Source organism: Vibrio algivorus (genome assembly GCF_030161215.1).
Taxonomy (GTDB): Bacteria; Pseudomonadota; Gammaproteobacteria; order Enterobacterales; family Vibrionaceae; genus Vibrio; species Vibrio algivorus.
The window spans coordinates 571715-595208 of sequence record NZ_BSPV01000003.1; the positions used below are offsets into that span (position 1 = coordinate 571715).

General features: G+C 38.1%; 35 protein-coding genes. 34 read left to right on the forward strand and 1 reads right to left on the reverse strand.

Features of this window, described 5'->3' with window-relative positions:
* The 6 genes from QQJ93_RS04250 to QQJ93_RS04275 all read left to right on the forward strand — a co-directional run bounded on the left by QQJ93_RS04250 (position 1) and on the right by QQJ93_RS04275 (position 3788).
* Positions 1 to 648: a replication protein P gene (locus QQJ93_RS04250; protein ID WP_160117508.1), complete on the forward strand. Its 648-nt coding sequence runs from the start codon at positions 1 to 3 to the stop codon at positions 646 to 648.
* On the forward strand, positions 645 to 1016 hold the full coding sequence (locus QQJ93_RS04255) for a hypothetical protein (RefSeq protein ID WP_089124250.1): 372 nt from the start codon (positions 645 to 647) through the stop codon (positions 1014 to 1016). Before QQJ93_RS04250 ends, QQJ93_RS04255 begins: the two co-directional genes overlap by 4 nt.
* A complete protein-coding gene (locus tag QQJ93_RS04260) occupies positions 1003 to 1644 on the forward strand; it encodes a DUF1367 family protein (protein ID WP_089124251.1) in 642 nt (213 codons plus the stop codon). The genes QQJ93_RS04255 and QQJ93_RS04260 overlap by 14 nt, the downstream gene beginning before the upstream one ends.
* Positions 1641 to 2051, forward strand: a complete 411-nt coding sequence (locus QQJ93_RS04265; protein WP_089124252.1) for a recombination protein NinG — start codon at positions 1641 to 1643, stop codon at positions 2049 to 2051. Before QQJ93_RS04260 ends, QQJ93_RS04265 begins: the two co-directional genes overlap by 4 nt.
* On the forward strand, positions 2038 to 2478 hold the full coding sequence (locus QQJ93_RS04270; protein ID WP_160117509.1) for an antiterminator Q family protein: 441 nt from the start codon (positions 2038 to 2040) through the stop codon (positions 2476 to 2478). Before QQJ93_RS04265 ends, QQJ93_RS04270 begins: the two co-directional genes overlap by 14 nt.
* Before the next feature lie 203 nt (positions 2479 to 2681).
* Positions 2682 to 3788 carry a DUF4238 domain-containing protein gene (locus QQJ93_RS04275; RefSeq protein ID WP_089124254.1) on the forward strand — a complete coding sequence of 369 codons (1107 nt, stop codon included), beginning with the start codon at positions 2682 to 2684 and terminating at the stop codon, positions 3786 to 3788.
* Positions 3789 to 3967: 179 nt separating this feature from the next.
* Here the strand turns inward: QQJ93_RS04275 and QQJ93_RS04280 are convergent, their stop codons facing one another.
* A complete protein-coding gene (locus QQJ93_RS04280) occupies positions 3968 to 4300 on the reverse strand; it encodes a YegP family protein (RefSeq protein WP_089124255.1) in 333 nt (110 codons plus the stop codon).
* A 286-nt stretch (positions 4301 to 4586) separates the two neighbouring features.
* Between QQJ93_RS04280 and QQJ93_RS04285 the strand changes: the two genes are divergently transcribed.
* The 28 genes from QQJ93_RS04285 (at position 4587) to QQJ93_RS04420 (ending at position 23475) form a co-directional block, all read left to right on the forward strand.
* The gene (locus QQJ93_RS04285) at positions 4587 to 4862 is read left to right on the forward strand and encodes an ECs_2282 family putative zinc-binding protein (protein ID WP_089124256.1); all 276 of its coding nucleotides are present in this window, start codon (positions 4587 to 4589) and stop codon (positions 4860 to 4862) included.
* A 13-nt stretch (positions 4863 to 4875) separates the two neighbouring features.
* Entirely contained in the window at positions 4876 to 5337 is a 462-nt protein-coding gene (locus tag QQJ93_RS04290; protein WP_089124257.1) for a hypothetical protein, read from the forward strand.
* 20 nt (positions 5338 to 5357) lie between these two features.
* Complete coding sequence (locus QQJ93_RS04295) at positions 5358 to 5585, forward strand: hypothetical protein (protein ID WP_089124258.1); 228 nt, start codon at positions 5358 to 5360, stop codon at positions 5583 to 5585.
* 183 nt (positions 5586 to 5768) lie between these two features.
* A complete protein-coding gene (locus QQJ93_RS04300; RefSeq protein WP_145981761.1) occupies positions 5769 to 6143 on the forward strand; it encodes a hypothetical protein in 375 nt (124 codons plus the stop codon).
* Between the two features lie 43 nt (positions 6144 to 6186).
* Positions 6187 to 6477 (forward strand): YciI family protein, encoded by a 291-nt coding sequence (locus QQJ93_RS04305; protein ID WP_089124260.1) that lies wholly within the window; start codon positions 6187 to 6189, stop codon positions 6475 to 6477.
* A gap of 57 nt (positions 6478 to 6534) precedes the next feature.
* Positions 6535 to 7077 (forward strand): RipA family octameric membrane protein, encoded by a 543-nt coding sequence (locus QQJ93_RS04310; RefSeq protein ID WP_089124261.1) that lies wholly within the window; start codon positions 6535 to 6537, stop codon positions 7075 to 7077.
* 75 nt (positions 7078 to 7152) lie between these two features.
* Complete coding sequence (locus QQJ93_RS04315) at positions 7153 to 7524, forward strand: hypothetical protein (RefSeq protein ID WP_089124262.1); 372 nt, start codon at positions 7153 to 7155, stop codon at positions 7522 to 7524.
* Positions 7525 to 7656: 132 nt separating this feature from the next.
* Positions 7657 to 7878, forward strand: coding sequence for a hypothetical protein (locus QQJ93_RS04320; RefSeq protein WP_089124263.1), 222 nt, complete (start codon positions 7657 to 7659; stop codon positions 7876 to 7878).
* 300 nt (positions 7879 to 8178) lie between these two features.
* Positions 8179 to 10032 carry an SIR2 family protein gene (locus QQJ93_RS04325; RefSeq protein WP_089124264.1) on the forward strand — a complete coding sequence of 618 codons (1854 nt, stop codon included), beginning with the start codon at positions 8179 to 8181 and terminating at the stop codon, positions 10030 to 10032.
* 530 nt (positions 10033 to 10562) lie between these two features.
* Positions 10563 to 10925, forward strand: a complete 363-nt coding sequence (locus QQJ93_RS04330; protein ID WP_284186034.1) for a KilA-N domain-containing protein — start codon at positions 10563 to 10565, stop codon at positions 10923 to 10925.
* 166 nt (positions 10926 to 11091) lie between these two features.
* A complete protein-coding gene (locus tag QQJ93_RS04335) occupies positions 11092 to 11688 on the forward strand; it encodes a DUF5675 family protein (protein WP_284186035.1) in 597 nt (198 codons plus the stop codon).
* Positions 11688 to 11900 carry a hypothetical protein gene (locus QQJ93_RS04340; RefSeq protein ID WP_089124265.1) on the forward strand — a complete coding sequence of 71 codons (213 nt, stop codon included), beginning with the start codon at positions 11688 to 11690 and terminating at the stop codon, positions 11898 to 11900. Before QQJ93_RS04335 ends, QQJ93_RS04340 begins: the two co-directional genes overlap by 1 nt.
* Positions 11893 to 12102, forward strand: a complete 210-nt coding sequence (locus tag QQJ93_RS04345; RefSeq protein WP_089124266.1) for a hypothetical protein — start codon at positions 11893 to 11895, stop codon at positions 12100 to 12102. The genes QQJ93_RS04340 and QQJ93_RS04345 overlap by 8 nt, the downstream gene beginning before the upstream one ends.
* Before the next feature lie 175 nt (positions 12103 to 12277).
* Complete coding sequence (locus tag QQJ93_RS04350; protein ID WP_089124267.1) at positions 12278 to 13678, forward strand: DNA methyltransferase; 1401 nt, start codon at positions 12278 to 12280, stop codon at positions 13676 to 13678.
* A gap of 63 nt (positions 13679 to 13741) precedes the next feature.
* A complete protein-coding gene (locus QQJ93_RS04355; protein ID WP_089124268.1) occupies positions 13742 to 13987 on the forward strand; it encodes a hypothetical protein in 246 nt (81 codons plus the stop codon).
* Positions 13988 to 14120: 133 nt separating this feature from the next.
* Positions 14121 to 14600: a hypothetical protein gene (locus tag QQJ93_RS04360; RefSeq protein ID WP_089124269.1), complete on the forward strand. Its 480-nt coding sequence runs from the start codon at positions 14121 to 14123 to the stop codon at positions 14598 to 14600.
* The gene (locus QQJ93_RS04365; RefSeq protein ID WP_089124270.1) at positions 14578 to 16017 is read left to right on the forward strand and encodes a phage terminase large subunit; all 1440 of its coding nucleotides are present in this window, start codon (positions 14578 to 14580) and stop codon (positions 16015 to 16017) included. Before QQJ93_RS04360 ends, QQJ93_RS04365 begins: the two co-directional genes overlap by 23 nt.
* Positions 16017 to 17081 (forward strand): hypothetical protein, encoded by a 1065-nt coding sequence (locus QQJ93_RS04370; RefSeq protein WP_089124271.1) that lies wholly within the window; start codon positions 16017 to 16019, stop codon positions 17079 to 17081. The genes QQJ93_RS04365 and QQJ93_RS04370 overlap by 1 nt, the downstream gene beginning before the upstream one ends.
* Positions 17082 to 17091: 10 nt before the next feature.
* Entirely contained in the window at positions 17092 to 17583 is a 492-nt protein-coding gene (locus tag QQJ93_RS04375; RefSeq protein ID WP_089124272.1) for a hypothetical protein, read from the forward strand.
* On the forward strand, positions 17580 to 18485 hold the full coding sequence (locus QQJ93_RS04380; RefSeq protein WP_089124273.1) for a hypothetical protein: 906 nt from the start codon (positions 17580 to 17582) through the stop codon (positions 18483 to 18485). The genes QQJ93_RS04375 and QQJ93_RS04380 overlap by 4 nt, the downstream gene beginning before the upstream one ends.
* Positions 18486 to 18541: 56 nt before the next feature.
* A complete protein-coding gene (locus QQJ93_RS04385) occupies positions 18542 to 19045 on the forward strand; it encodes a hypothetical protein (protein WP_089124274.1) in 504 nt (167 codons plus the stop codon).
* A 116-nt stretch (positions 19046 to 19161) separates the two neighbouring features.
* The gene (locus QQJ93_RS04390) at positions 19162 to 20082 is read left to right on the forward strand and encodes a hypothetical protein (RefSeq protein WP_089124275.1); all 921 of its coding nucleotides are present in this window, start codon (positions 19162 to 19164) and stop codon (positions 20080 to 20082) included.
* 49 nt (positions 20083 to 20131) lie between these two features.
* Complete coding sequence (locus QQJ93_RS04395) at positions 20132 to 20431, forward strand: hypothetical protein (RefSeq protein ID WP_089124276.1); 300 nt, start codon at positions 20132 to 20134, stop codon at positions 20429 to 20431.
* The gene (locus QQJ93_RS04400; RefSeq protein WP_089124277.1) at positions 20431 to 20934 is read left to right on the forward strand and encodes a hypothetical protein; all 504 of its coding nucleotides are present in this window, start codon (positions 20431 to 20433) and stop codon (positions 20932 to 20934) included. The genes QQJ93_RS04395 and QQJ93_RS04400 overlap by 1 nt, the downstream gene beginning before the upstream one ends.
* Positions 20927 to 21337: a hypothetical protein gene (locus QQJ93_RS04405; protein ID WP_089124278.1), complete on the forward strand. Its 411-nt coding sequence runs from the start codon at positions 20927 to 20929 to the stop codon at positions 21335 to 21337. Before QQJ93_RS04400 ends, QQJ93_RS04405 begins: the two co-directional genes overlap by 8 nt.
* Complete coding sequence (locus tag QQJ93_RS04410) at positions 21330 to 22676, forward strand: Ig-like domain-containing protein (RefSeq protein ID WP_089124279.1); 1347 nt, start codon at positions 21330 to 21332, stop codon at positions 22674 to 22676. The genes QQJ93_RS04405 and QQJ93_RS04410 overlap by 8 nt, the downstream gene beginning before the upstream one ends.
* Positions 22676 to 23116, forward strand: a complete 441-nt coding sequence (locus tag QQJ93_RS04415) for a hypothetical protein (protein WP_089124280.1) — start codon at positions 22676 to 22678, stop codon at positions 23114 to 23116. Before QQJ93_RS04410 ends, QQJ93_RS04415 begins: the two co-directional genes overlap by 1 nt.
* Positions 23113 to 23475: a hypothetical protein gene (locus QQJ93_RS04420; protein ID WP_089124281.1), complete on the forward strand. Its 363-nt coding sequence runs from the start codon at positions 23113 to 23115 to the stop codon at positions 23473 to 23475. Before QQJ93_RS04415 ends, QQJ93_RS04420 begins: the two co-directional genes overlap by 4 nt.
* Positions 23476 to 23494 lie beyond the last annotated feature (19 nt).

The following is a 23494-nucleotide window of genomic DNA, read 5'->3' on the forward strand; positions in this document are numbered from 1 at the left end:
ATGAAACTAGTACACGCTATGGGGATTCCGAAACCTCAAAAAATAAATTTCTCCAAATCACCAGTAGTTACGGATGAAACCCGAGAATTCGTTAATAAAATTTTCATCGAGCTCCAAGCTGCGTTCCCTGCGTGGAGACATACCTTTCAAACCAATGAATCTTTATCAACAGCGAAGATTACTTGGATGAAAGCGTTAGTAGAAGCCAAGGTGACGAGCAAAACTCAAATAGCGCGAGGCCTTAAAGTGGCTCGTCAATCTGAATCGGACTTTTTCCCGAGTGTCGGCAAGTTTATTTCATGGTGTCGCACGGCTGAGAACGTACCCGATATTGAGACTGCGTTTTCGATGTTGAGTTATTACATCATAGATCAACAAGAGGAAATTCCATTAGAGGTGCGAGCGATGTTCGATTTAATCGATCGCACGGTTTTAAGAACAAAAACGGAAGCGGACTTATTTCGTGTTTTTAAGCGTAACTATCGATTTGTCTGTGGTTTGGTTAATTCAGGGCAATCAATTGATGAATACCTGAGAGAACCGTTAGCACTTGAGCATAGTGAATCTTTTGAGCAATCCGAAGAACGCCGTTTACGTGTACTGGATGAAATATCTAAAACACGATTTAAGTTGGGGTTAAAACGATGATTCATTACACACCAAAGTTTTTTTATTCCGGCTCAAAAAGTCATGGGATCAAATCTGATTTAGTTTTCGTTAAATCTAAGTTGGGTCGTTTAAATAAGGAAAATCAGTTCATTGCTTGTGAGACTTATGAAGAAATTTACAAGCGACACTTCAATGCAGGTGAATATCGCCTTGCTCGATATAACGCAAATAAATTTTTAAATGATTTCGTCAATGAATACGGGATCACATTGAAAGATTATCAAGACCTGAAAGCAGCGAATGATGATCAGATTTGGATTGATTCCAAAATTGAAGAATTAAAGAAATGCCAAAAACTATCGAAGCCTCGAATTTATTTAGGGGAGAAGAAACGTGCAAACGGTTAAGGCCAAAAAAGTAAAAGATGAAATTGTTGGCGTGATCACTGCTGGTGGTTTTTTGCAGTACGCAACGCCAGAAATGAGAGAGCAAGCTACATCGATGAAAGGGCGAGTTGTTGCGTTAAAACCAAAATCAAAGAAAGCATCGAGATTGATTGATCACCATCGTAAGTTCTTCGCTCTGTTGAATCTTGGTTTTCAATACTGGTCACCGGATGTGAGTTTAATCAGTGAGCCAGAGAATTACATCGCACATGAAACCGCTCGTAAATTTTGCGAGTTAGCCGGTATGGAAAGCATGTATGAAAGTCACGGTGTAGAAATTGCGAATTTGGTGTTGTCGAGCATCAAGAAAAAGCGTGAAGGGCATTGCGATCCCGAGGCTTATAAGTGCCCGGATAATTATCGGTACCAGGTGATGATTGAAGCGGGATTTTACGACCTTGAGTTATTACCTAACGGTGGTGCCATTAAACGTCCTTGGTCAATTGCGTTTGACAACATGGACCAAGAGCAATTCGAGAAAATTTACAAAGGCTGTTTCAACGTGATTTGGAATAAGTCTCTTTTTCAGGTCTTTAATGACGAAAGTGAAATGCAGAACGCCATTTATCAGCACATGGAGTTCTTATGAGAAACATGAAGCGTGCATATCGGCTAGAACAGGCGCAGATACAGTTTAATCGTTTTATACGTTTACGTGATGCCGGTAAGCCGTGTATCAGTTGTGGTCGATATGTAGAGATAGGGAAACTTGATGCGGGGCATTACCGTTCAATTGGTGCGGCTCCCGAACTTCGATTCAATGAAGATAATTGTCACGGTCAGTGTCGTGAATGCAACGGCTTCAAGTCGGCTAATAAATCAGAGTATCGAGATTCACTTATTGAAAAAATTGGCTTGAAACGTGTTGAAGAAATTGAACGGTACCATTCAGCAATGAACTGGACCATCGAAGATATTTGCCAAATTGAAAAAGAATACAAAGCAAAATCAGATGTCATGGAATCTACTTGGGAGCAGTATTATGAGTCAGCTTAAAGCATTGGTTAAATTTCCAAAACAACAAGAATGTAAACTGCATTATTCAGATAAACAGGTTCGAAAAATTATCGAAATGTGGGGCGTTTGGTCTAGTAATTCTACTGGGTGCGGTTGGTACAATGAGGCACCTGGCATGAGGAACGTTTTACCGATAGAACCTGACGACCGAGATAGCCTGTGTGATGAAGATGCCCTTGTGATTGATAAGATGATAGCAAGTATGTATTCGCCAGATAACGAGCGTCCAATGGGCTTTTTCATCATGCATTATGTTTATGGGATTAATAAATCTCAAGTTGCCAAACAAGCGAAATGCAGTGAAAAGACGGTAAGGGCAGCGTTGTTACTAATGGAACAGTTTTTCGCAGGGATGTTGAATCAGAGATATAGCGTTGGCTTTCGGTTAGTCCTAGATGCTGGTTAACTGTACTGTTGGGTATTATGGGTTAGTTTAAGGAACTAGATGGGTTTTTCTGCTTTTTACTCGTCTTTAGTCAAAAAATGCAGTGAACACTTTATTATTATCAGCAAGTTATTTGATATAATATCAAAAATAAAAAATTATATGGATCCGAAAAGCGGATTTTTCGATCTATTAAGTTGTTATGCTTATGAGTGGTTGGGAATATGCAATATACGAAAAATCAACATATGTTGTCTCAGTGGTTTTTAAGAAATTTTCGTAGTGATGACACCGCAAACGCACCAAAAGATAAGCAAAGAGTGTGGTGTCATCGAGTCAACATATCAGATGAGGGCGAGAATGATATTAAAGAAATTTCATTGCCAATATCATCGATAGCAATTAACAAAGATTGTTTTATGCTAGTTGATTGCGACTCTCAAAAGAAATTTGATATAGAGGATGAATTATCTGAATATGAAAAAGATACCTCTGTTCTATTTAATGAATTAGTGCACAAGCACAAATTCTACAAACTGCTTGATGTTAGTAGAAAAGGCAACGCACTGGAAAAGATGGTTAACTTTATGGTTATCCAAGTGTTCCTTGGCTTTTTAAATCCTCAAAACAAAATGGATGGTAAAGAGGATGTATTGGGGCATATTTTACCTGATATGGTAAACAACTATGAAAGCATTAAAGATCTAATCATTAATCCGCCGAGCGAACTTCAACCATTCTATTCTCAGAATCTTTTTAAGAAAATGCTAAGAGTGATTGAGTCTAATTCGGAAGTGTACGAAAAATGTAAAGCTTTATTTTTTCTTTCTATGCTAGCTGAAGCTAAAAATCTACCCTCACTAGGCTATTTAGCTAGGCTTAGAAATGGAATGTTCTCAAAAATTCATATCACTGGCATTTATCATACGGGCTATGAGTTCGAGAGTACTGAAGTAAGACCTGTCTTTACGACTAGCCCTAACGTGGTAATGTTCAATCAGAATAATAATTTCAATTTATTACCAATATCTCATAATTTAGCAATAGGGTTTTCTCTTGGAATAGCTGAATACTATAACTCCCACTTGACCATATTCAGCGTTTATCCAAATAAGTTAAAATGTAGAAGTAATAAAAAGGTCAAAATCTATCGTGTATCTCATGATTACATGGATATTATTACTGGTTGGGTAAATTTGATTGGTGTTGGACAAACAAAAACAATGTATACGCCTTATGAATTGAAAGATATTGAACGTTACCTACAGCATCAAAAGGACAATTATGATCATCACTATTCACCAAACGAACCAGAGTTGGTCAAAATTTAATCATGGTTATCAACTTAAATGGACATATGAAACATCGCATTTTCGGTATGGAGTTTTGTGTGTTTTGTAAATTGACAGCAATGCGTCATTTATTTAGGGCGTTAGAACTATTTGGCAGATGCTATGAGCACAGTGAAAACTCTAAAAGAAATAACATTTGAACGTATGGATGAGGGTATTTATGTTAGGTATTCAATTGGTGCTGTTGGTGCATTAGTTTTAACTGATTCAATACCATTATCTCTTGATGCTGTACTTTCATAGGATTGACTTGTACCTATAACTTGATGGTTACCAGCTTTTAGATTGAACATATACTTTCTTGCTGCGGTTTCCTTTCTTTCATATTTAGAATCATCAGGTGCATTAGCTTTTACTGAATCAATACCATTCTCACAACTAGCCTTTGTTGTATAGCCTTCACTAGCTAAAATATTTTGTCCATTTCCTGCTTTTAAGCGAAAACGAAATTCCCCAGCAGCGTCTTTATACAGTTCGAATTTTCCTGACATAGTGACCTCTGAAATATTGTTTGAAATTTAGTAATTACAAATATAGCAAAACAAAGATAGACGACTTGAGCTTATACATGCAACTTTGATCGGGGATGTTTGCGTGAGGACTAAATGTCAAATTGCCGCTTTTCTCAATTGACATCAAAGTAATCAAATAAATACTCATTATCATGCATGGGATTAGAATCTACTTGATGTATAGTAAGAATACTAAACAAGAAAAGGCTGCTCAGAAAATACAGCAGTTTGCCGTCTAATAAGGGCTAAGTGCTTAGGAGGTAAAATGAAACTCAATAATCTTGATAGGCAAATTAGTATGTTGTGTCCAACTTGTGGTTGTAAAGATTTCTCTTTTGATGAACAAGACGAGAACGGGCTTGTTACTTGTGTTCAGTGTGAACGCCAGTTGACTCGTGCAGATCTTGTTACTGAAAACTCTGAATTAATCGCAGAAAATCAAAACGAGATTGTTAAAGAAGCAAAAAAGCAAGTTGAAGCTGAAATGAAAAAAATGCTTAAAAATGCTTTCAAAGGAAACAAGAATATAAAAATTAGATAGGGACATTAACAGTATGGACTTTGGTGACGGTATCTCACTTTTGGCGTTGGGGCTGTCTGGGTACGCTACATGGCGAACGATTCAATTTAACAAGAGACAAGACTCTCTAGTTGAAACTCAGAATAAGCTTAATGAATTGCTCTTAGCTAAAGAAACCGAAGAAGTTATCGATGAGCGTAAAGCTGATTTAGGTGCATCGATCATTAAGTTAGGAAATCATAAGTATCGGTTGAAAATTTGGAATAAAGGAAATGCCGAAGCCAAAAGTGTAACGGTAGAATTCCCAGACGGTAATGAACTAGTTCTAGAATCGGAGCTGAGGAGCAAACTTCCTTATGAGTCGCTCGAAAAGCATGCATCTATTGAGTTGTTGGCATCCGTACATACGCAAACACCAAGAAAGCACAAGTTGAAACTTTGTTGGTCTGACGAATATAGAAATAAAAACGAAAAAATTGTATATCCAACGCTTTAGATACCACCTAACAAACGAGTATGGCGCCAAAAACAGCTAACCCGCGAAACTGGAGGCTAGCACCTTCGTGGGAGTACCAATTCCATTTTGCAGCTGGTATTCGACTTGTCGATGACGAAATTGAGCAAGATGAAGACGTAACTCCGCTAGTGGAAATTAAAGGTACTTTTTGTGCTAAGTACGAGTCACCTGAAAAGTTAACTCAGGAACAAATAGAAGTATTTTCTGAAAAAAAATGTTGGCTTTAATGTATGGCCATATTGGCGTGAGTACGTACAATCATCATGTATGAGACTAAACATAGAACCAATAGAAGTCCCTCTCTACTTTTGCTAAAAATCCATACAAGCATTTAAGAGTGATTCCCAACGCTTGGCATTTTTGGTGCTATCGTTGGATTTTGTGTTTATAGCGGTATGGTTAAGTTTATTATGAAAAGAAAATATAACAATTATTATCATGTATATATCTTATGTAGTCGTAGTGATGAGTACATGGTGAAGGTTGGTAAATCAAACAATCTAAAACGTGCACCAAAATTGAATGATTATGGTTATGCAGGAATAACTGACTGGGAACAAAAAGTAACACTTCACGTAGATTCTAACGAAGGTGCATTGGCATTGGAGAGTATGATAAACGTTAAATTAACAAAGCAAGGTTATTTGCTTCCAAAAATCATGTGGGATGACTTACTGAAGCCTGGTCGAAGGGTTGGAGCTACAGAGTGTTATAACTGTCACATTGACTATGCTGTAAAGGTTGGAGTTGAAATGGCTGAAGTTTATGAGAAATATGTTAAGTAATTAGCTAGCATAAGACTATAGTCCAAATAGCAAGGATAGAGAGATGTTCGTAGTATCTTTAACATATAAAGTTGAACTAACAGAAATAGAAAAACACTTAGATGCCCATATTGAATATTTAGACCGCCATTATGCTTTGGGAAATTTTTTAGCTTCTGGGCGTAAAGTGCCTAGGACGGGGGGCGTGATTCTGGCTGATGTTGAAAGCCGTGAAACCCTTGATGAGATCTTATCTGAAGACCCATTTCAAATAAATGAAATTGCTGATTATGATGTGATTGAATTCATTCCAACTAAGACCTCTAGACAGTTATCACACCTTAAGCATATCTAACCAGAGAGGCTTCGTACCGAAATTAAGCTATTGTATTTATAAGTAATGGAGGCTCTAGTGTCTAAAAAAAAGATGAAACTTAAAGAATATGATGTTGCTTTAGCTACACGTAACTTTGAAATCGAACTATTCTGGAAACGGTCAGTATTTTTCTGGGGATTTATTGCATCGGCGTTTGTCGGCTATGCTACCGTAATAAAAAATAATCCAGCTCTCGCCTTTGTACTCGCTTGCTTCGGTTTTGTTTGCTCTATTGCTTGGAGTCTAGTTAACCGTGGTAGCAAATACTGGCAAGAAAACTGGGAATCAATTGTCGCTAACATAGAAGACGATATCACAGGTGAATTGTTTAAATATCGTGCACGCCAACAGCCGAAAGGTATTTGGCTCTCTTCAAGGCAGTTCTCTGTAAGTAAAGTTACAATAGCTTTAAGTGATTTTACTTGTCTTATTTGGTTTGGCTTTATGCTTTATCACTTAATGAAGCACATGCAGCTACCGTTATGCTTACAAGGCAGTTTGTTGGTGGTTATGATTTTTTTTCTAACGATTATATTTGTCGTTTTTATGGTGATATTTGGTCGTTCGAGTCATGTGTAATTATTCATAATAAATGAATGTGGCACCTTACCCTTAAAGATTGGTAAGCTCATTTTTATGTTAAGGAGAGTTGCAATGTCGGAGCTGTTTACAAATACGAGCCTGCTTTCTGTTGCACTAATGGTGTATGCAGGCAACGTTATGGTGGAAGCGTTACGACGAGATCTTATTGATCCTCGCGGGGTATGTACACCGCTAATAATCAAAAGTAAGTTAGCTGCATGGTTCATGTTTGCATCGATCCCATGTGCCTTTTTACCGGCTTTATATATCACTTATTCTCTGGATTGGAAGTACGGATTAATCTCTTGGATAATCCAAATTATTGGGGCAGTCATAACAATTATATTGGGTTTAGGAGGACGCTTTATTGCTTTCCATTTTATGGCTGCTTGTATAGCATTTCCTGTTGGTTATTATTTATGTATAGCGAATATGGTTGCGTAACGAGTATGACTCTCACTGTTAAGTAGAGAGAAAAAATGCTGGTGGAGTAGTCATTATGTCTATGCGTAAATAGCTATCAAACATCAGGTTGTAGTGATTCTTACCTATGAAATCAATATAAAGAGAACTTTAATGGAAAGTGAAAAAGCGTTCTTCAATAGGGTTACCGCTTCTCCTTCAAAAGAAGCAAGTGCGATCAGCCATGTTAGTAAAGCTATCGAACGCCTTGAGTGGAAAGATAATAAAACAGACACAGTAAAGATCGATGGCAACAAACTTAAAGAATTTTACGATGACTATGTTCAGCTAAAGAAGAAGTTATTAGCTAAAATCGAATCAATACTTAGCGAGTAGGCGGCGAGAGTTACGCATACAAACTAGTATGGCGTCAATAACTAAATTATGACTGCGCCATCCAGGAGGTTGGAGTATGGTAACTTCATAGGAGCCATTATGATTTTATCAAAGTTAATAAGTATAGCAGTAATCTCAAACCTAAGATTGAAATATAGGGCTAAAAAATAATATGGATTCACTTAGGTTATCCACTGTACATTGGAAAGTTATTAAAATGAAATTGCATAGGAAAGTAGATGACTTAAGCTTTTGAAAAGAATATATTTTAATCTTAATTGATAAATAGAGCAGCGTGACATGAAAGATTCAACCTTCAAACCTCAACAACACCTAATTAACATTCTAAAAACAACAGCCTCTCATCATCCCAATTTTACGTTATTTCTTGGTGCTGGTGCGAGCGTAACTAGTAATGTGAAGCCTGCTCGGGATTTGATAATGGATTGGAGAAATACATATAACAATATGTACTCTTATGAAGATCAAGATAAAGAACCAATAAAAAAACAGTATTGGTATGACAAACCTCAAGAGTATTCAATTTTATTCGAAACACTTTATGATCAGCCGAGCCAACGGCGAGAGTTTGTTGAAAGTTGCATAGTGGATGCTAAGCCATCATGGGGTTATATATATTTAGTTAATCTACTAAAGAAAAAGAATTTCAATACAATATTTACTACAAATTTTGATGATTTAGTAAACGAAGCTTGTTATACATTTTCTGATAGCCTTCGACCGATAGTTTGCGCTCATGATTCAAGTATTAATAGCGTTAGATTGACATCTGAGCGACCTAAAATCATTAAGTTACATGGTGATTTCTTATTTGATAATATTAAGAATACAGTCAGAGAGTTAGAGTCGCTTGAAAGCAATATGAGAGAAAAATTTAAACAATACGCGACGGAATTCGGAATGATAGTATTGGGTTACGCTGGTAATGACCGTTCTGTAATGGATACTCTCAATACTTTATTATTTACAGGTGAACACTTTCCTCATGGTGTTTATTGGTGTGTACGAAAAAATACAAACTTTGATTCATTATCTGAACAACTAAAAGCTCTTACTCGATTCCCTAACTTTCATTTAGTCGAGATTGATGGCTTTGATGAATTTTTTGCTGAGGTCCATGAAGCTTTAGAATGTGAATTACAGCAAGAAGTTGCAGATCCGTATACAGCGCTAGTTAAGAAACTTAATCACACGTTTAAAAAGAATGAACCTACGGATGATAGTGACGATTCTACACCCAAAAAATTAAATCGAGGTCAGGAAATAATTAGACATAATTATGGCGAGTTAATGAGTCAGATTGACGATATAGGGCATGCAACTAACATTAGGAAAAAATTGTCTGATACCATTACAGCCTTAGATGATTCTATTTTAGGGAAATTAAATGAAGCATTCTCTCAGCTAGAAGATGATTCGTTACAGGATTCAATGAAAGAATTTGTTAGACTTTTAAAAGAGTCAAATGGAAGGCCATTGATGCCTATCCCTAATCTGCTTCTTGCTCAAAAAAAGTATGATGATGAGCAGTACGAAGATGCCATTTCATATTCAATCGAAGCGATCAAAGAGAATAAGTCTTTAGTCTCAGTATATATAGCTGTTTCAGCTATGACTAAGAGTAAAAACTACGAAAGTTTTCCAACTTTACTTAGCACTGCCAATCAGTGCACATGTAATCCTCGAGACTTCTCTCCAGTATTAAGCTCTGTTGTCGATTTAATTACAGAGGAGATGTATGATGAAGCATCTTCTCTGTTGGATATGCTCCAGACTATTGATGGTTCTGATTTTAAGCGCTATACAATATTAAATAGAGCCCTTATTGATATACTCTCAAAAGGTGATTCAGAACAATTTCAAGCAAAGCAAACCTATAAAGATAGACTTATATTTGAATTACAGCAGGCAGTAGAAGATGGAGATGATTGGGCAACTTTGGGATTTGCTATAATTTGTGATCATTTGAATTTAGTCGAAGATATATCGTACATTGTTGAAAGTTGCGATAAAGATACATTAGTTAGATTTTCAAAATCGAATATGCCAATGAAGGCCTTGCTTTCTGATGATCTGGGTGCCATTATAGCTAATATAGTTAGCTCTGTAGATAACAATGAGGTTGAATTATGAATACTTTAAAGCGTAATGTAAAAAACTCTAAATCAACTGAACAAAAAAAAGTTTTATTGGAACGCTTAAAGGCCAATTTAAAATCAAGTAATTGAGGTTTTTGGTAAGCTATTGATAATGTTGCAATTTTTGTCTGGCGCTTCCCATGCGGCCGGTTTGTATGTCCAAATCGGCATTTTTATCTCTAATGAAAATTAAAACCTTTCCGGTCCGAATTTTTCGCACTATTATGCCAGTATAGAAATTTCGCATCACACTGATGTGAACATTGACAGAATGAACCGCCTTTGTTGGCGGTTTTTTTATGTCTGTAATTTGCCGATCCCCTCGGTTTATAAAGAGCCTCTTTAAGAAATTAGCTTACGTTAGAATGCCGATGCCATGCATTGGGGCTAGCTCGACGGCAATTTCTAGGGGAAGCGTAAGCTAATTTTTTAAGGAAATTCTGATAACTAAATTAACCATTTTAAATACTGAAGTTCGAGTTGTTGATGGCCTGTTTTCATTGAATGATTTGCATAAGGCAAGTGGTGGAGCTGACAAAAGAGTTAATTCAAGAGATTAAGCTAACACCAGACGTGGTGTTAGCTTATAAAGTAAATAAAGGCGGGTCTTATCCAGGTGTGTGGGTATGCAAAGACTTGGTTTATTACTACACAATGTGGATTAGCCCTAAATTTCATCTTCAAGTTATTCGGACTTTCGATGAAGTCACCAATCAGCAAAAATCATATATAGGGATGATCAATCAGTTATCCGCAGTGTTTGAAGAAGAGAACAATAAAGCTAGTAAAGCGGGTACAACTCTCAATCGATGGAAGGACATAAAGCGAGAGATAAACAATCAAATAGAGCAGTTAAAGGCTGACTCACAATTAATCCTTTTCAATTAACAGCCGGCCAATATGAGTCGGCTTTTTTGTGCCTGAAAAATATCAATTTGGTATCAAATTTTGCCTTACCGGTAACTGCAGGTTCGTGGTTTTGGTATCAAAAGTCATTTGGCCACGCCCTGGAGCTGCCTAGAAATGGTATCACTTACTTATTAATGGAGGTTCTATGGATGAAGTAAAGCTGTGGTTTGTCGCTACAGTCGCACTCAGTTCATTAGTTGTCATCGTAGTTATTTATATTTTTGCCATAAAGCGATCATCAAAGAGCAACGGTAAGTTAGCTGCGGAATTACTGAACATCACACGCAATGGCTTGATGGCCAATATGCCTGAATTGCCAGTATATCACCTTAAACGCCGATACTTTGGGTTCGGTACGTTTTCAGACTGGTATGACGTACAGGGTAATTTGATATGTAACACCGTAGAGCAACCTTGGAACAATAACGAGGTTGGCGCTTCATGCGTTAAAGAAGGAGTTTATGTCATTTCTCCTTTTGATAGTCCTAGTCACGGTGATGTTTACATTCTTAGCGCTCCTCAATTGGGTGTAACTAAAACCCCAGAAGAAGGTGGCACTCGCTCTCTTTGTGAAATACATGTCGCCAACACACCAAGCGAATTAAAAGGCTGTATTGCTCCAGGTGAATCTTTTGGTGTTGTAAATAATCAATGGGCTGTTGTCAGCAGTCAAAAAGCATTCGATAAGTTAAAGGAATTGCTCGACAACAAGCCCGCCATTTTAGTTATAGGAAAAGCATAATGAATAAATCAAAGTTACTACTTATTGCGGTGTGTATTGCACCATTAACAGCTTGCACGGTTACGAATGCCAAAATTGATAGTGGTTCTATTATGGGAGATGCAGACCGATGCGATAACAGCGTATCGGTTAATGATGGTGTGTTTAGTGCATCTTCTGTTTGTTACAAGGATGGAGAACTGATACAGCCGAAGGGGAGTGAGAGTGATTAAGCAATATTTTTACTTTTGTCTCGTTTGGGCTTTAGCTTCTTTCGGTATTGCTGCTTGTACCAACTATCACGTTGAACAAAACTCAAATAATGGAGATACATGCAAAAAGGGAATTGGTAATTATTCTATTTTTGGCGATCACACATGCTCTATCGAATCAGATAAACCCAAAGAGCAAAAACAAGAAAACGTTGAAAAGTAAAATTAGCCCACTACGGCCGGATAACTGTAGTGGGTTTTGTTTTTATAAAATTCTAAGAATTCGGTATCGATATTCGAGTTTTTAGAATTTTATATAAGTATTGCAACTAGGTAGTCTCGGTTTTCCCGAGTGTTGTATTTCTAAATCCAGTGAAACATGCTGAATGAGGTGCAAGATGGAAAAGAGCCACCAGTTTGATAATAGAAAAGTTTCAGATTTGATCCCATATATCAACAATGCGAGAACGCATTCAGATGTACAGGTAAAGCAAATCGCTTCATCAATACAGGAATTTGGTTTTACTAACCCGATTTTAATAGATGAAGAAAATGGCATTATTGCAGGCCATGGTCGTTTACTGGCTGCGGAACTACTTAATATCGAGACGGTACCGGTTTATATCCTAAAAGGGTTAACTCCGGTACAAAAGAAAGCGTACGTTTTAGCTGATAACCAACTTGCTTTAAATGCTGGCTGGGATGAAGAACTGCTAGCGATGGAAATTGAGTTTTTACAAGAAGCCGATTTCGATATTGATTTACTCGGTTTTGATGAAGACTTTCTATCATTTATGGATTCACCTGAACAGGATGAAACCGAAAGTAATGGGAGGGTCGGCTCATTAACAGAGCGATTCTTAATATCTCCTTTTAGTGTATTTAACTCTAGAATTGGCTGGTGGCAGGATAGAAAACGAGCGTGGATTGAATTAGGCATTCAAAGTGAATTAGGACGAGATGATAAATTAAGCATTACCTCTTTAACTACCAATCAATATACAGAAAAAAATCAAATAGAGAAAAAGCTAGGTCGGAAATTAACTATAGACGAATACAAAAATGAACACTGTACTCTTTCTAAGTTAGCGACGACGAGCATATTCGATCCAGTCCTCGCTGAAATTTGCTATGAATGGTTTTGTCCTCAGGGTGGCCATATTGTCGATCCATTTGCGGGAGGCTCTGTTCGTGGCGTAGTTGCTTCACGAGTTAACCGCTCATATTCAGGGAATGATTTAAGAGCTGAACAAGTTGAAGCTAACCGGCTCCAAGCAGAAGATATTTGTATAGAGCCTAAGCCTCAATGGACCATAGGTGATAGTGTTGAAATAGAAAGCCTCATAAAGACCAAAGCAGATATGATTTTCTCTTGCCCACCTTATGCGGATTTAGAGAAATACAGTGATGATGTGAGGGATTTATCCAATATGGATTATCACAGTTTCATTGATGCTTATCGGCAAATCATTAAAGCATGTTTTCGAATGCTGAAAGATAACCGGTTTGCTGTTTTTGTAGTGGGTGAAGTTAGGGATAAAAAAGGCAATTATCGTAATTTTGTTTCTGACACTATTTCGGCTTTTATCGATGCCGGGTTCAACTATTACAATGAAGCGATACTCGTTAACGTAGTGGGTTCATTACCTATTAGAGTGGGTAAGCAATTCTCACAAAGTCGCAAACTAGGTAAAACACATCAAAACATATTGGTGTTCGTTAAAGGGGATGGAAAGAAAGCCGCACAAGCCTGTGGTGATGTTGAAATACACATGGATGAGGAAGAAGCTGAGAATTAACAAAAAGCCTATAGAAAGGAGTAATAGAGTTGTACCTTTCTATGTGTTTTTAAAGGCGAATTTATGACAGTCACTAAAACTGAAAAAGAAAAAATTCTAAGGCTAGAAATTGCTGGTTTAGAAATGGCAATAGAATCGATATCTAAGGATATAGCAAAAAATCGAAATCTCACGAAATACAGTAAATATTCAATAGTTCGCTTTTTCTCGAAAGCTAATGGTTTTGATGAATTACCTTTGAAGGATTCATTAGAGCATTTTAAAGTGAAACTTGAGCGCAAACAGATGGAATTAGCAAAAATAAAGTAGTTCCAATGACTAGTTAAACTACTGATTAGCCCTTTAGGTGTATGCCTCTAGGGCTTTTTTATTTCCGTATTTTTATAATTTTTATAACAGGTATGAGGGGGTATGTCGTTTTTCACATACCTGTTGGTGTTGTATGGCTGGGAGACCTTCAAAAAGGAGCAAGAAAAGGGACGAGGCTTATTTTGATGCAATTCGTGAGGGAGCAACGATAAAGAAAGCTGCCGAGATAGCTGGTTACTCTTATCCAGCAGTTATGCTTTACAAACGAGATGATGACAAGTTTGCAAAACAACATAACCAAGCTATGGATTTTCGTTTTGACCTTTATAAAGAAAAAGCACATGAAGCCATGATGTACGGTTTCAAAGAAATGCAGGTTATCGAGAAGAAAGGCGTTAAAACCACAATAACGACAAGAAAAGAAAACCCCGGTCATTTTAAGTTCATGCTCAAGGCCCATGAAGCAGGAACCTTTAATTATGAAAAACTCAATAATGACAAAAATGATGATTTAGATGATCTGACTGTTCACGATATCGCACAAGACCTCGGGGATACACTTAAGGCATTTATGGATGTAGAGGTTAACGATGACTCAGAAGATAACACCTAATGAAGTCATCGATATGCTTGGCAAGGTTGATGTTGAATCCCTGATTGAAAAACTAGAAAGGCGGAATAGTAAAAAAGAAGCTCTGCATTTACGCAAAATGATAAAAGCGTTTTCTAAGAAGATGCTTTTAGAGACAAAAGAGAAATTCAGCATACCGCCTATTTATCGAAAGATATTTGGTGATGAAGCCGCTAAATACATTCTCTTAAAAGGTGGCCGTGGTTCAGGTAAAACCTTTGCGATTATCTGTTACATGCTTGAGCAGTCGTTCGAGGAAAAATACCGGGATTCACTTTTTCTTGTTTTGCGTGAAATCCAAAACTCGATTGAAGATTCGGTTTACTCGGTGGTTACCGATTTAATCAAACAAGCCGGACTAGAGCAGTATTTCAAAATCACCAATAACAAGGTGATCAACAAACTTACTAATGTTGAATTTGCGTTTACAGGTTTAAGGGCCACAGGTGGCAAAACAGCCTTTAGCCAAGTAAACAAAATCAAGGGTAAGCACAAAGTTAGAATGATTTTCATGGACGAGGCCCAGGATGCTTCCCAAGAATCTCTCGATGTGCTTTTCCCTACCGTTAACCGTTCAGGCAATGTTTCGTTTACGCCTGAATATGAACGCTTATTAAGATTAGCTTTTGGTGCTGAGGATGTTGATTTAACCGAAGCGCGTTTCTTCTTTGCAATGAACCCTAACTTTGCAGAAGATCCGGTAATAACCAAAGTACGTGCTTTTGGTGAGCGTACAGTCATCAAGCATATCAATATTTTTGATTTGCCGAAGCGGTATCAAGATCCGCAACTGCTTGAACAGGCCGAAAATGAAAAAGGTGAGATTACTTACCCGCATGTGTGGCTAGGTAAACCGTCTCCGAAAATATCCGGTTATCCATTCGCTGATACTCCTGTGGTTATGGCAGAAGAAGGAGACGAGCCTCCGTCATGTGTTGCGTTCTTGGACCCATCATTTAAAGGTGGTGACTTTACTGCCTTAACCTTTATGGCTCAGGTACGTGGTTATGTATTCGCATGGGGCTTTTGTTTCCATCATTCATGGAATGGGGCAATTGACCAAATTGCAGAAAAGATAAATTCATTTCCAGTTACTGAGTTTTACTACGAGGACAACGGTGTCGGAACTGCGCCTCAAGATTATTTTGCTGTAAGAGGAATAGATGCAATTCCTAGAACAACATTAGGTAATAAACACGATCGGATATTTCGTGTCGGAGCATTTTTATCACTAATGCGATTGCGCTTTGTGGGTAATTGGTCGAATCAAGAATGGCTAACTCAAAATAAGAAATTCAATAAAGACGCAGAATATGATGATGCACCAGATTCACTGACTAATGCAGCAGTGAGGGGGCATATTGTTTCTGACAAAATCAAAATAAGAGGACGGCACTAATGGGCTTGTATGATGACCCAGACAATAAAGCTGGTAGCCCTGAATCGCCACCAGATAAAAAATCTAACTTTGAGGTTTATTACAACTTCATTCGAGCTAAGTCTCCTGAAAACCTTCCGGTCATAACGGAGTTTGACCCATTTGCATTAGCAAGAACCCGTTACATCGAAATCGCTATTCGCGAGCTTTATTCTCGGATCATGTATACGACTCTCGATATTGTTTCTATACCGGATGAAATTGGTAGTTCTGATTTTTCTAAAACCGTGTATGACACACATTCCCCCAAATTACTTCGAGGATTGATGCACTACATTGTTGAAGCGATGGCTGATGAGCAAAAGATTGTATTAAGAAAACGCGCTTTCAAGGGAAGAACCAACGCCTTTTATTTTGAAGAGAAAACCAACTCAACAGATTTACAGAAAGAAAATCAATTGGACTTGGTGACTCTAGATTTTGAAGAGTTTCATAAAACGGAATTGCTCGAAGCTTATTTCGGTATGGTTTTTGATGCGATTGTCAGTGCAGCTAAGTTAATTCGTATTGGTGGTTCTGTCGTTCTTAAGGTGAAGGATTTAAGTGATTTAATTTCTGATAAAGAGGTTCTGCTTGCTGTAGAGACTCAAGTAAAGCAAATCAATCTTGCATTGAAAGAAGGCAAGGGAGCTTATTTAGATTCTGAATCCGACATAAAAATGCCTACCGTCGATATGAAGCCGACTAAGGAACAGTTGGAATACGCTTACTCACTTATCTGTAATGCAACTGGCCGACCAATGTCGTTTGTTAATGGTCAATTGGCTGGTGGATTGAGCACAAGTGGTGAAGGCGATAGAAAGCAAAATAGGCAAGCCTCTATTTTTGATTTTAACCAAATACTGCGGGGCGTTCTTGAATCTGTATTCGGTGCTGATTTTGAAATTAAGCCTGATACTGAACAGTTAACAGAATTATCCGCATTTATGAATTCGCTTGAAATGACGTCACTGTATAGCAACGAAGAAAAACGAAAAATCATGGATTCAATTATGCCATTGGCTGATTTGGGGGTGACTGACTAAGTGAGGCTTTATGTATATCTATCCATACTCGATGTCAGAAAAGCTATTGGATTGGTTCAATATCGATTTTGATCGTATCTATAACGAACAAGGAGGAATGCAACGAGAGCAATTAAAGCTCATCAACAAATATTCAATTCTTACCGAGGCAAAATCTAACGCTTATATGACGATTAAACGGTTAGAGAAATCGAAAAATAAGGAAAATATCGATTTTGCAGCCAACGTAAAAAATACCATGGTCGGCACACTAAGTAGTGAGATAACAAAAACACTAGCAACCTCTGAGTATGCCGATGAAATCATTATCGAATGGCAACCGTCTTCAGCTGAAGAAGAACGAGCTACTCACGCACTTCATTATGGACAACGTATGACAATTAAACAGGCCGAAAAATTAGGGCTTGGGGTTGAGTACAACTGTCAATGTGGAATGAAGCTTATAAGTGGGCAGCAATATGCCCAACCAATTATCAATAAAATCAATCGAGGTAAATCATGAATCCATTATTAATGCTTTTACTGCAACAAATGGCAGGCAACCAAAACACACAACAAAACCCACTTATGGCTCTATTGGGCGGCAACCAACAACAAGATCCTGCCCAGCAGCTTATTGCCGCTCTAAGTGGTGTTACAGGCCAGCAATCAAATGCGCTTAATCCACAATTACTACAAGTGCTTACGGGTAATCAACAACCACAGCAAAACCAAAACGGTGGTATTCAACAATTAATGCAATTACTCGGTAACCAGCAGCAACAGCCTCAAAATCAAAATACTGATATTGGTAAGTTGTTGGAAGCGCTAAATGTGCAGAAACAAGAAAAAACTGATTTAGAACAGTTGGCGGAATTACTAAAGGGCACTAGTTCTGGTAGTAATGATAATCAAGAAGATGACGTGCTTTCTCGAATGCAAAATAAAGCGAAGAAGAAAGGTGATGAAGCGACCTCTACTGCGGAAATGTCCGATGCCATTAAGTATGTGATGAGTTGGGATAAGTTCATTGAAGATAATAGTGACATGCTCCCTGATTGGTTTGATCCACAAGAAGTAAAAGAAGATATAGATAAATGGGCTAAAGATGATATTGAGCGAGCACAAGGTTTAGCAGCTGCAACCTCAAAAGCGTTTTTTAAAAATGAATCAATGCTCGACCTGTTAGAAGAAAAAGACCGAATGATGGTTAAAGAGCATATTTTAAAAGATGGCCTTAAGTCTCATGAGATTGATCGTGGCATTGCTTGGCCAATCATTAATCGCGCTGTTTTTAACAAAAATAAACTAGAAGATAGTGGTAATGGTGCTCCTCAGATTGGTAAGGGGGAAGAAGTAATCGCTAATTATGAGGCTCGTTTTAAAACCGGCCAACAAGTATCGCAGCAACAAGCTACGGCTTAATAATCCAGGCGACTATTGTCGCTTTTTTTAATTTTAAATTTTAGATAGGTGAGAAAATGTCTCGTGAATTTCCTTTAGGTTCTCCACGTTCTCGTGGAAATAGTGATGTGGTTTTACCGCGTCAATTTGTTGACGCTTTAACTGCTGGTGTTGCGGTTTCTGTTTCTGATGCTAACTCGGGCCATCCGATTGTTAAATTATTTGATGGTTCTGCTTTTGCCGGTTTCTCGGTAAGTGATATTGACCAAGTGACTAAAACAACTGGTGTAATCAAAACTGGTGAAGCGGTTTGTTTACGTGTTAAAGAAGATGCGATTTTAGTTGTAGGTGAAGGCTTTGCAGTTGATAACACTACCGGTGAGCTTGTACCTGCCGGAATGGACGGTTCAACTACTATTAACGGTGAAGTTGCCGATATTGGCGTTAATGGGCTTGATGGGGTTGGTGAGGTAATTCACGGTTGCGCATTAGTTAACTTGTATGGTGGTGCCATTACATTAACTACGAGTACACAAGATCCACAATTGGCATCTATCAAACCAAGTACTGCCAAAAAATAAATGATACCAAAAGTCACAATCTGCAGAATGTGGCCAAACAATACTTGATACCAAAAGGGCTTAACCTGGATAACCGGTAAGCCCTTTTTTGATACCAGAATAACGAGGAATATCTAATGCGTACTAATTTAGTCTGCAAATCAAAAGTTGAGCGTAAATATAACACTCAAGTAATGGGCAGTAATAAGATTACTTATACACCTTACACCGCTGGTCTGGCTGCTAATGAGCAAAACTATTCAGACGGTAAGTTACGACAAGGTTCGGTTATCCATATTGGATATGATGTTAGTGGCGACTTTCCTGAGCAAAAGTTTGCAGAAGCTTTGACTCCGGCAACTACTGAGCTAGCGCAAGCGCATGCTAAATCAGTGGAATTTGGTTACCATCGTCAACCTTCACATATCGAATTTTCGCTTTCAAATCTACAAGATGTCAGCGACGTAAATATTAATGCCGGTATTCTGAACCGTATGCTAATGCAATACGACTATGAGCATTTTCATGGTAAGTACGGTAATGCTGGAATGTTCAATAACGAAAAATCTATTCAATTAGATTCAACGGTATTTGAAATTTCATCTATTACTGATGTATTTACGATTATTGAATCGCTTTATCAAGAAATGGGCATTTTGGGCATTACCGAAGCGGATTACCCTAATATCACAATGAGCTATTCAAGCGATGTTGCTGCATTGATTCGTAAGCCTATTGCTATTAGTGGCTCATCTATCACGACAGGCCGCAATGAAATTCAATCTGCTTATAGTGGAATGGTATTGAAAGAAGTGCCAATGCACCTTCAAGCAGGTCAGCATATTTCACTGACGTATCGTCCTGCGATTACGAATCACCATGCTTCATTGCCGGGTATTTATAGCAAAGAAGAAGGTGATCATGGAATGCACATGAAAACGCTCTTTACCTATGAATCAGCTTCAAACGAAATTGAAGCGAAGGGCGCATACGTTTATCAAATGGTATCCACTCCCACCTCACGAGCAATTAAGACAGCGCAACGAACTAAAAAGTAAATAATCGAATTGGGAGCCTTGTGCTCCCTTTGTCTTTTATGGGGGATTTATGATCTCAGAAGATGCGCAAAACAAAACGGATTTGATATTGCGACAATCCGATTCCGATAGCATGACACAAGATGAAATTGATTTTGCTAATGCGCTTGGAGTTACGCCAGAGTCGGATTGTGATTGTTACAAGCTTGCTCAAAACGTATTACTTGAGCGTGTATCTAAAGATAGCAATTTGAAATACACATTAAGCCGATTACGTATGTTAGCTGATGCGAATGATTGCTCGTTATCGGATAAACAACCGGTCATTAAGCCAGCTCGAATACTGGTCATTGGTGGAGGGCTTTCCTGATGTTCACAATGGATATTGATATTGATTACACCGATTTAGAAAAAGAGGTGGAATCCTTTAACCAACACCATATTCGTATTGGCATTTTGGATAAAAACAAAGTGGTTAAACGAGCAGATCATGATGAACCGTTAAAGTCCTTTCAAGGTAAACAAGCATCAAGGGTAATGAGAGGGAGCAAGGGGAAAACTAACCTTAAACTAACCAAGTTAGCTGAATATCTTGATACTCGATACGGCGTGTTCTCAAAGGCGGAATATCACTTTGCTAACCAAGATGTGATCCGAGTGACGAATGAGTTGGTGAAGCTGTTTGATGCCGGCAATCAATCCCCAGAACAAATCAGAAGAATCGAAAGTGCTGCAAGGGCATTAATCAGAAACCCAATTATGCGTAAAGACTTTGGCAGCAATGCACACGCTACGATTAGTGGTAAACACTTTGATTGGCCGATGGTTGATACCGGCGCGTTTTTTAATTCGATAAAGGCTCAATATGTTTAGAAAAGAACTTCATAAAGAAATTATGAATATTTTCGGCATGAAAGCGGTTGATTGGGCTGGAGAAATGCATGAGGGTGCGAGCGTTGTGTATGTCGAATATCTGAATGTACGCGAACAATATTTCTCTGAATCCCATATCCGCTTTTTTGGCACGATTCGTTTATCACTTGATGCGACGGGTCGAGATAAACCGGTCTTTGGTGTGTTGGGTAGTAAATTCGATAAGTACATAAAACGCAGTTCTGGTACTAAGTCTCTTTCTGCTGTGAGCATGGAAGCTGAAAGTGATTGGCGTACTCAGGGCATTTTATCGGTTTCTAAAGATTTTTACTTTGCGTGTGAAATTGAGCACGACAAAACACGAGAAAAAATCAAACATTTTAAGTGGGTAAACTATGAGTAATACATTAGTTTTTGACTATGCAGTTTCTATCAAGGAAGCACAGTCTGCGAGCAAAGTAGATTACAGTTTTTTAAGTAATTGCTTAGTGCTTGTTAAGGGTAATTATACACCTCCACCACCTGACCTTACTGGGTTCACTGTTGATATTGACCCAACAAGTCAAGTTATTGGAAGTACGGCTCAAGCCTCAATATCTACTCCAGTTCCAGATGGTGCGGTATTACCAACTTCTGGTTCCTGGTCTGTTGATGATGAAACTATCGCCACGATTGATAGTGATGGCGTTTTAACTGCAGTAGCTGCAGGAACAGCCCAAGTAACCTATACCGATGATGATACTAGTATTGCCGAATCTTCATCTTTAACGGTAACAGCGACAAAAAGTAAAAAGCTTTCACAAAATAGCGCTGAAGTCCCTAAGTCAGAATTATTAGAAGTTAAAAATACAAAATCGCAACAAGCCAAATCAAAAGAAGTGCTCGATGAAGTCACTTTTACTGATCCGAGTGACTATAAAGTCATTCCAATTTATGAAGAAACGAGCTTTGAGAATTATACCGATAATTCAGAAGTGCCATTTTTTATGGTGGGTGGCCTGAATACGGTTTATTTGCTTATTAAATCTGATGAAGTAGATCCTGCGGATGAAACCGCGATTAAATTCGACCCAACTAATTACTTCACATTATGCCATTCCAAAGATATTGATTTGGAGGATGCAGAAGCGATTAACTTTGCTGACTTCAAAGGTGTCACAGTCTATGCAACAAGTGATTCAACGAAAGCAGAAGAACTTAGTCAGACAGATGCTGCTTTTTATGATTCTAATGATTCCTATGCTGGAGCCTATGAGCAATTCGGTTACTTCTTAACACAAGTCTACTGGCGAAATAATCAATATTACGTGCTAGATGGGGATAACCCAGCAAGTACGATTTCAGAATTAGGTGAAGCTGGTTCACTATTTGATAAACGAGTTTCTTTCTATCTTGATGGAACAGATGGGCCAACACTTGGGTTCTTTGGTTGTGCCGGTGAAGCCATTACAAAAACGTATCTTAATAAGCTAATTCAGTTAGAAACCCAAGAAGCAATTACTTCTTATATTCAAGTGAATGAGCCTAATGATACAGCTGTACAGCGGATCAATATCGAAGAAGCTGCAATGGCGGTTATCGAAAAATATGAAGGCTATCCGTACTTCTATCTTGATGCTGATAAGAACAATTACATCAGCATTTTGAAAAGTGATGAGATGTATTTTGTTGATGGTGAGGCTGAAATCAAAATTGCCGATCCAATCTGGCGAGCTCAAATTCAAGTTAAGGAGGCTCAGTAATGACTACGAGCGCTTTTACTATTGGTGAAATGGAAACCACGGTTAACTATGAAGATGTTGAATATAACTACATCTCTGTAATTGAACTTGGCCGAAATAATCAAAAAGTGGTTCAGATGTTTTGTGATCCACAAGGTTATGGTGATGGTGAAGTCGTTTCTTCAGGACTTACTCAGCCAATTGAGTTAAATGTGAAGCTTCGAAATGTGAGCAAAGAACATTTAGAGCTTTATACAAAAATTTGGGAGGCAGAAGGTCGCTTTAAATTTACGTCGTACAGCAAGAAAAATGGCCGAACATTGGCGACTAAACAAAGCATCATTAAAACTGATCCTCGTAATGGCACCTCTAACGAAAGTGAGTCGACTTTGGATGTAACTCTGGTTATTCAAACGGCACCTAAAAACTTTAAAGATGAATTTAAGGCGGTAGCATCATGATCACTAAGTTTAAAGGTTCTCGTGCTTGGAATGCTTATATGGCATACGTGGGTTTTATTTTTCATCTTCATCGTGCGGCAACGTTCAGAGAGTTGAAATTCACCACAGTAGAAGAATGCCAAGCTTACTTCAAACAAGCTGATATAGAAGCTAAACGGCAAATCATTATCGAATTGATGACTGTGGTTCGGATTGATACTACCGACATGATGGCGTTATTGGCTATTCATGAAAACAAGCACGGTATGTCGATTGATGCCTCCTCAATCGATAACTTTGAATTAAAAGAAATCGGTGAAATGGTGATTGAATCATTACTTCGGTGCTCTTCTGAAAAAGACGCAGGGCTTTTTTTTTAAGTAAACAAGAGATCGATGA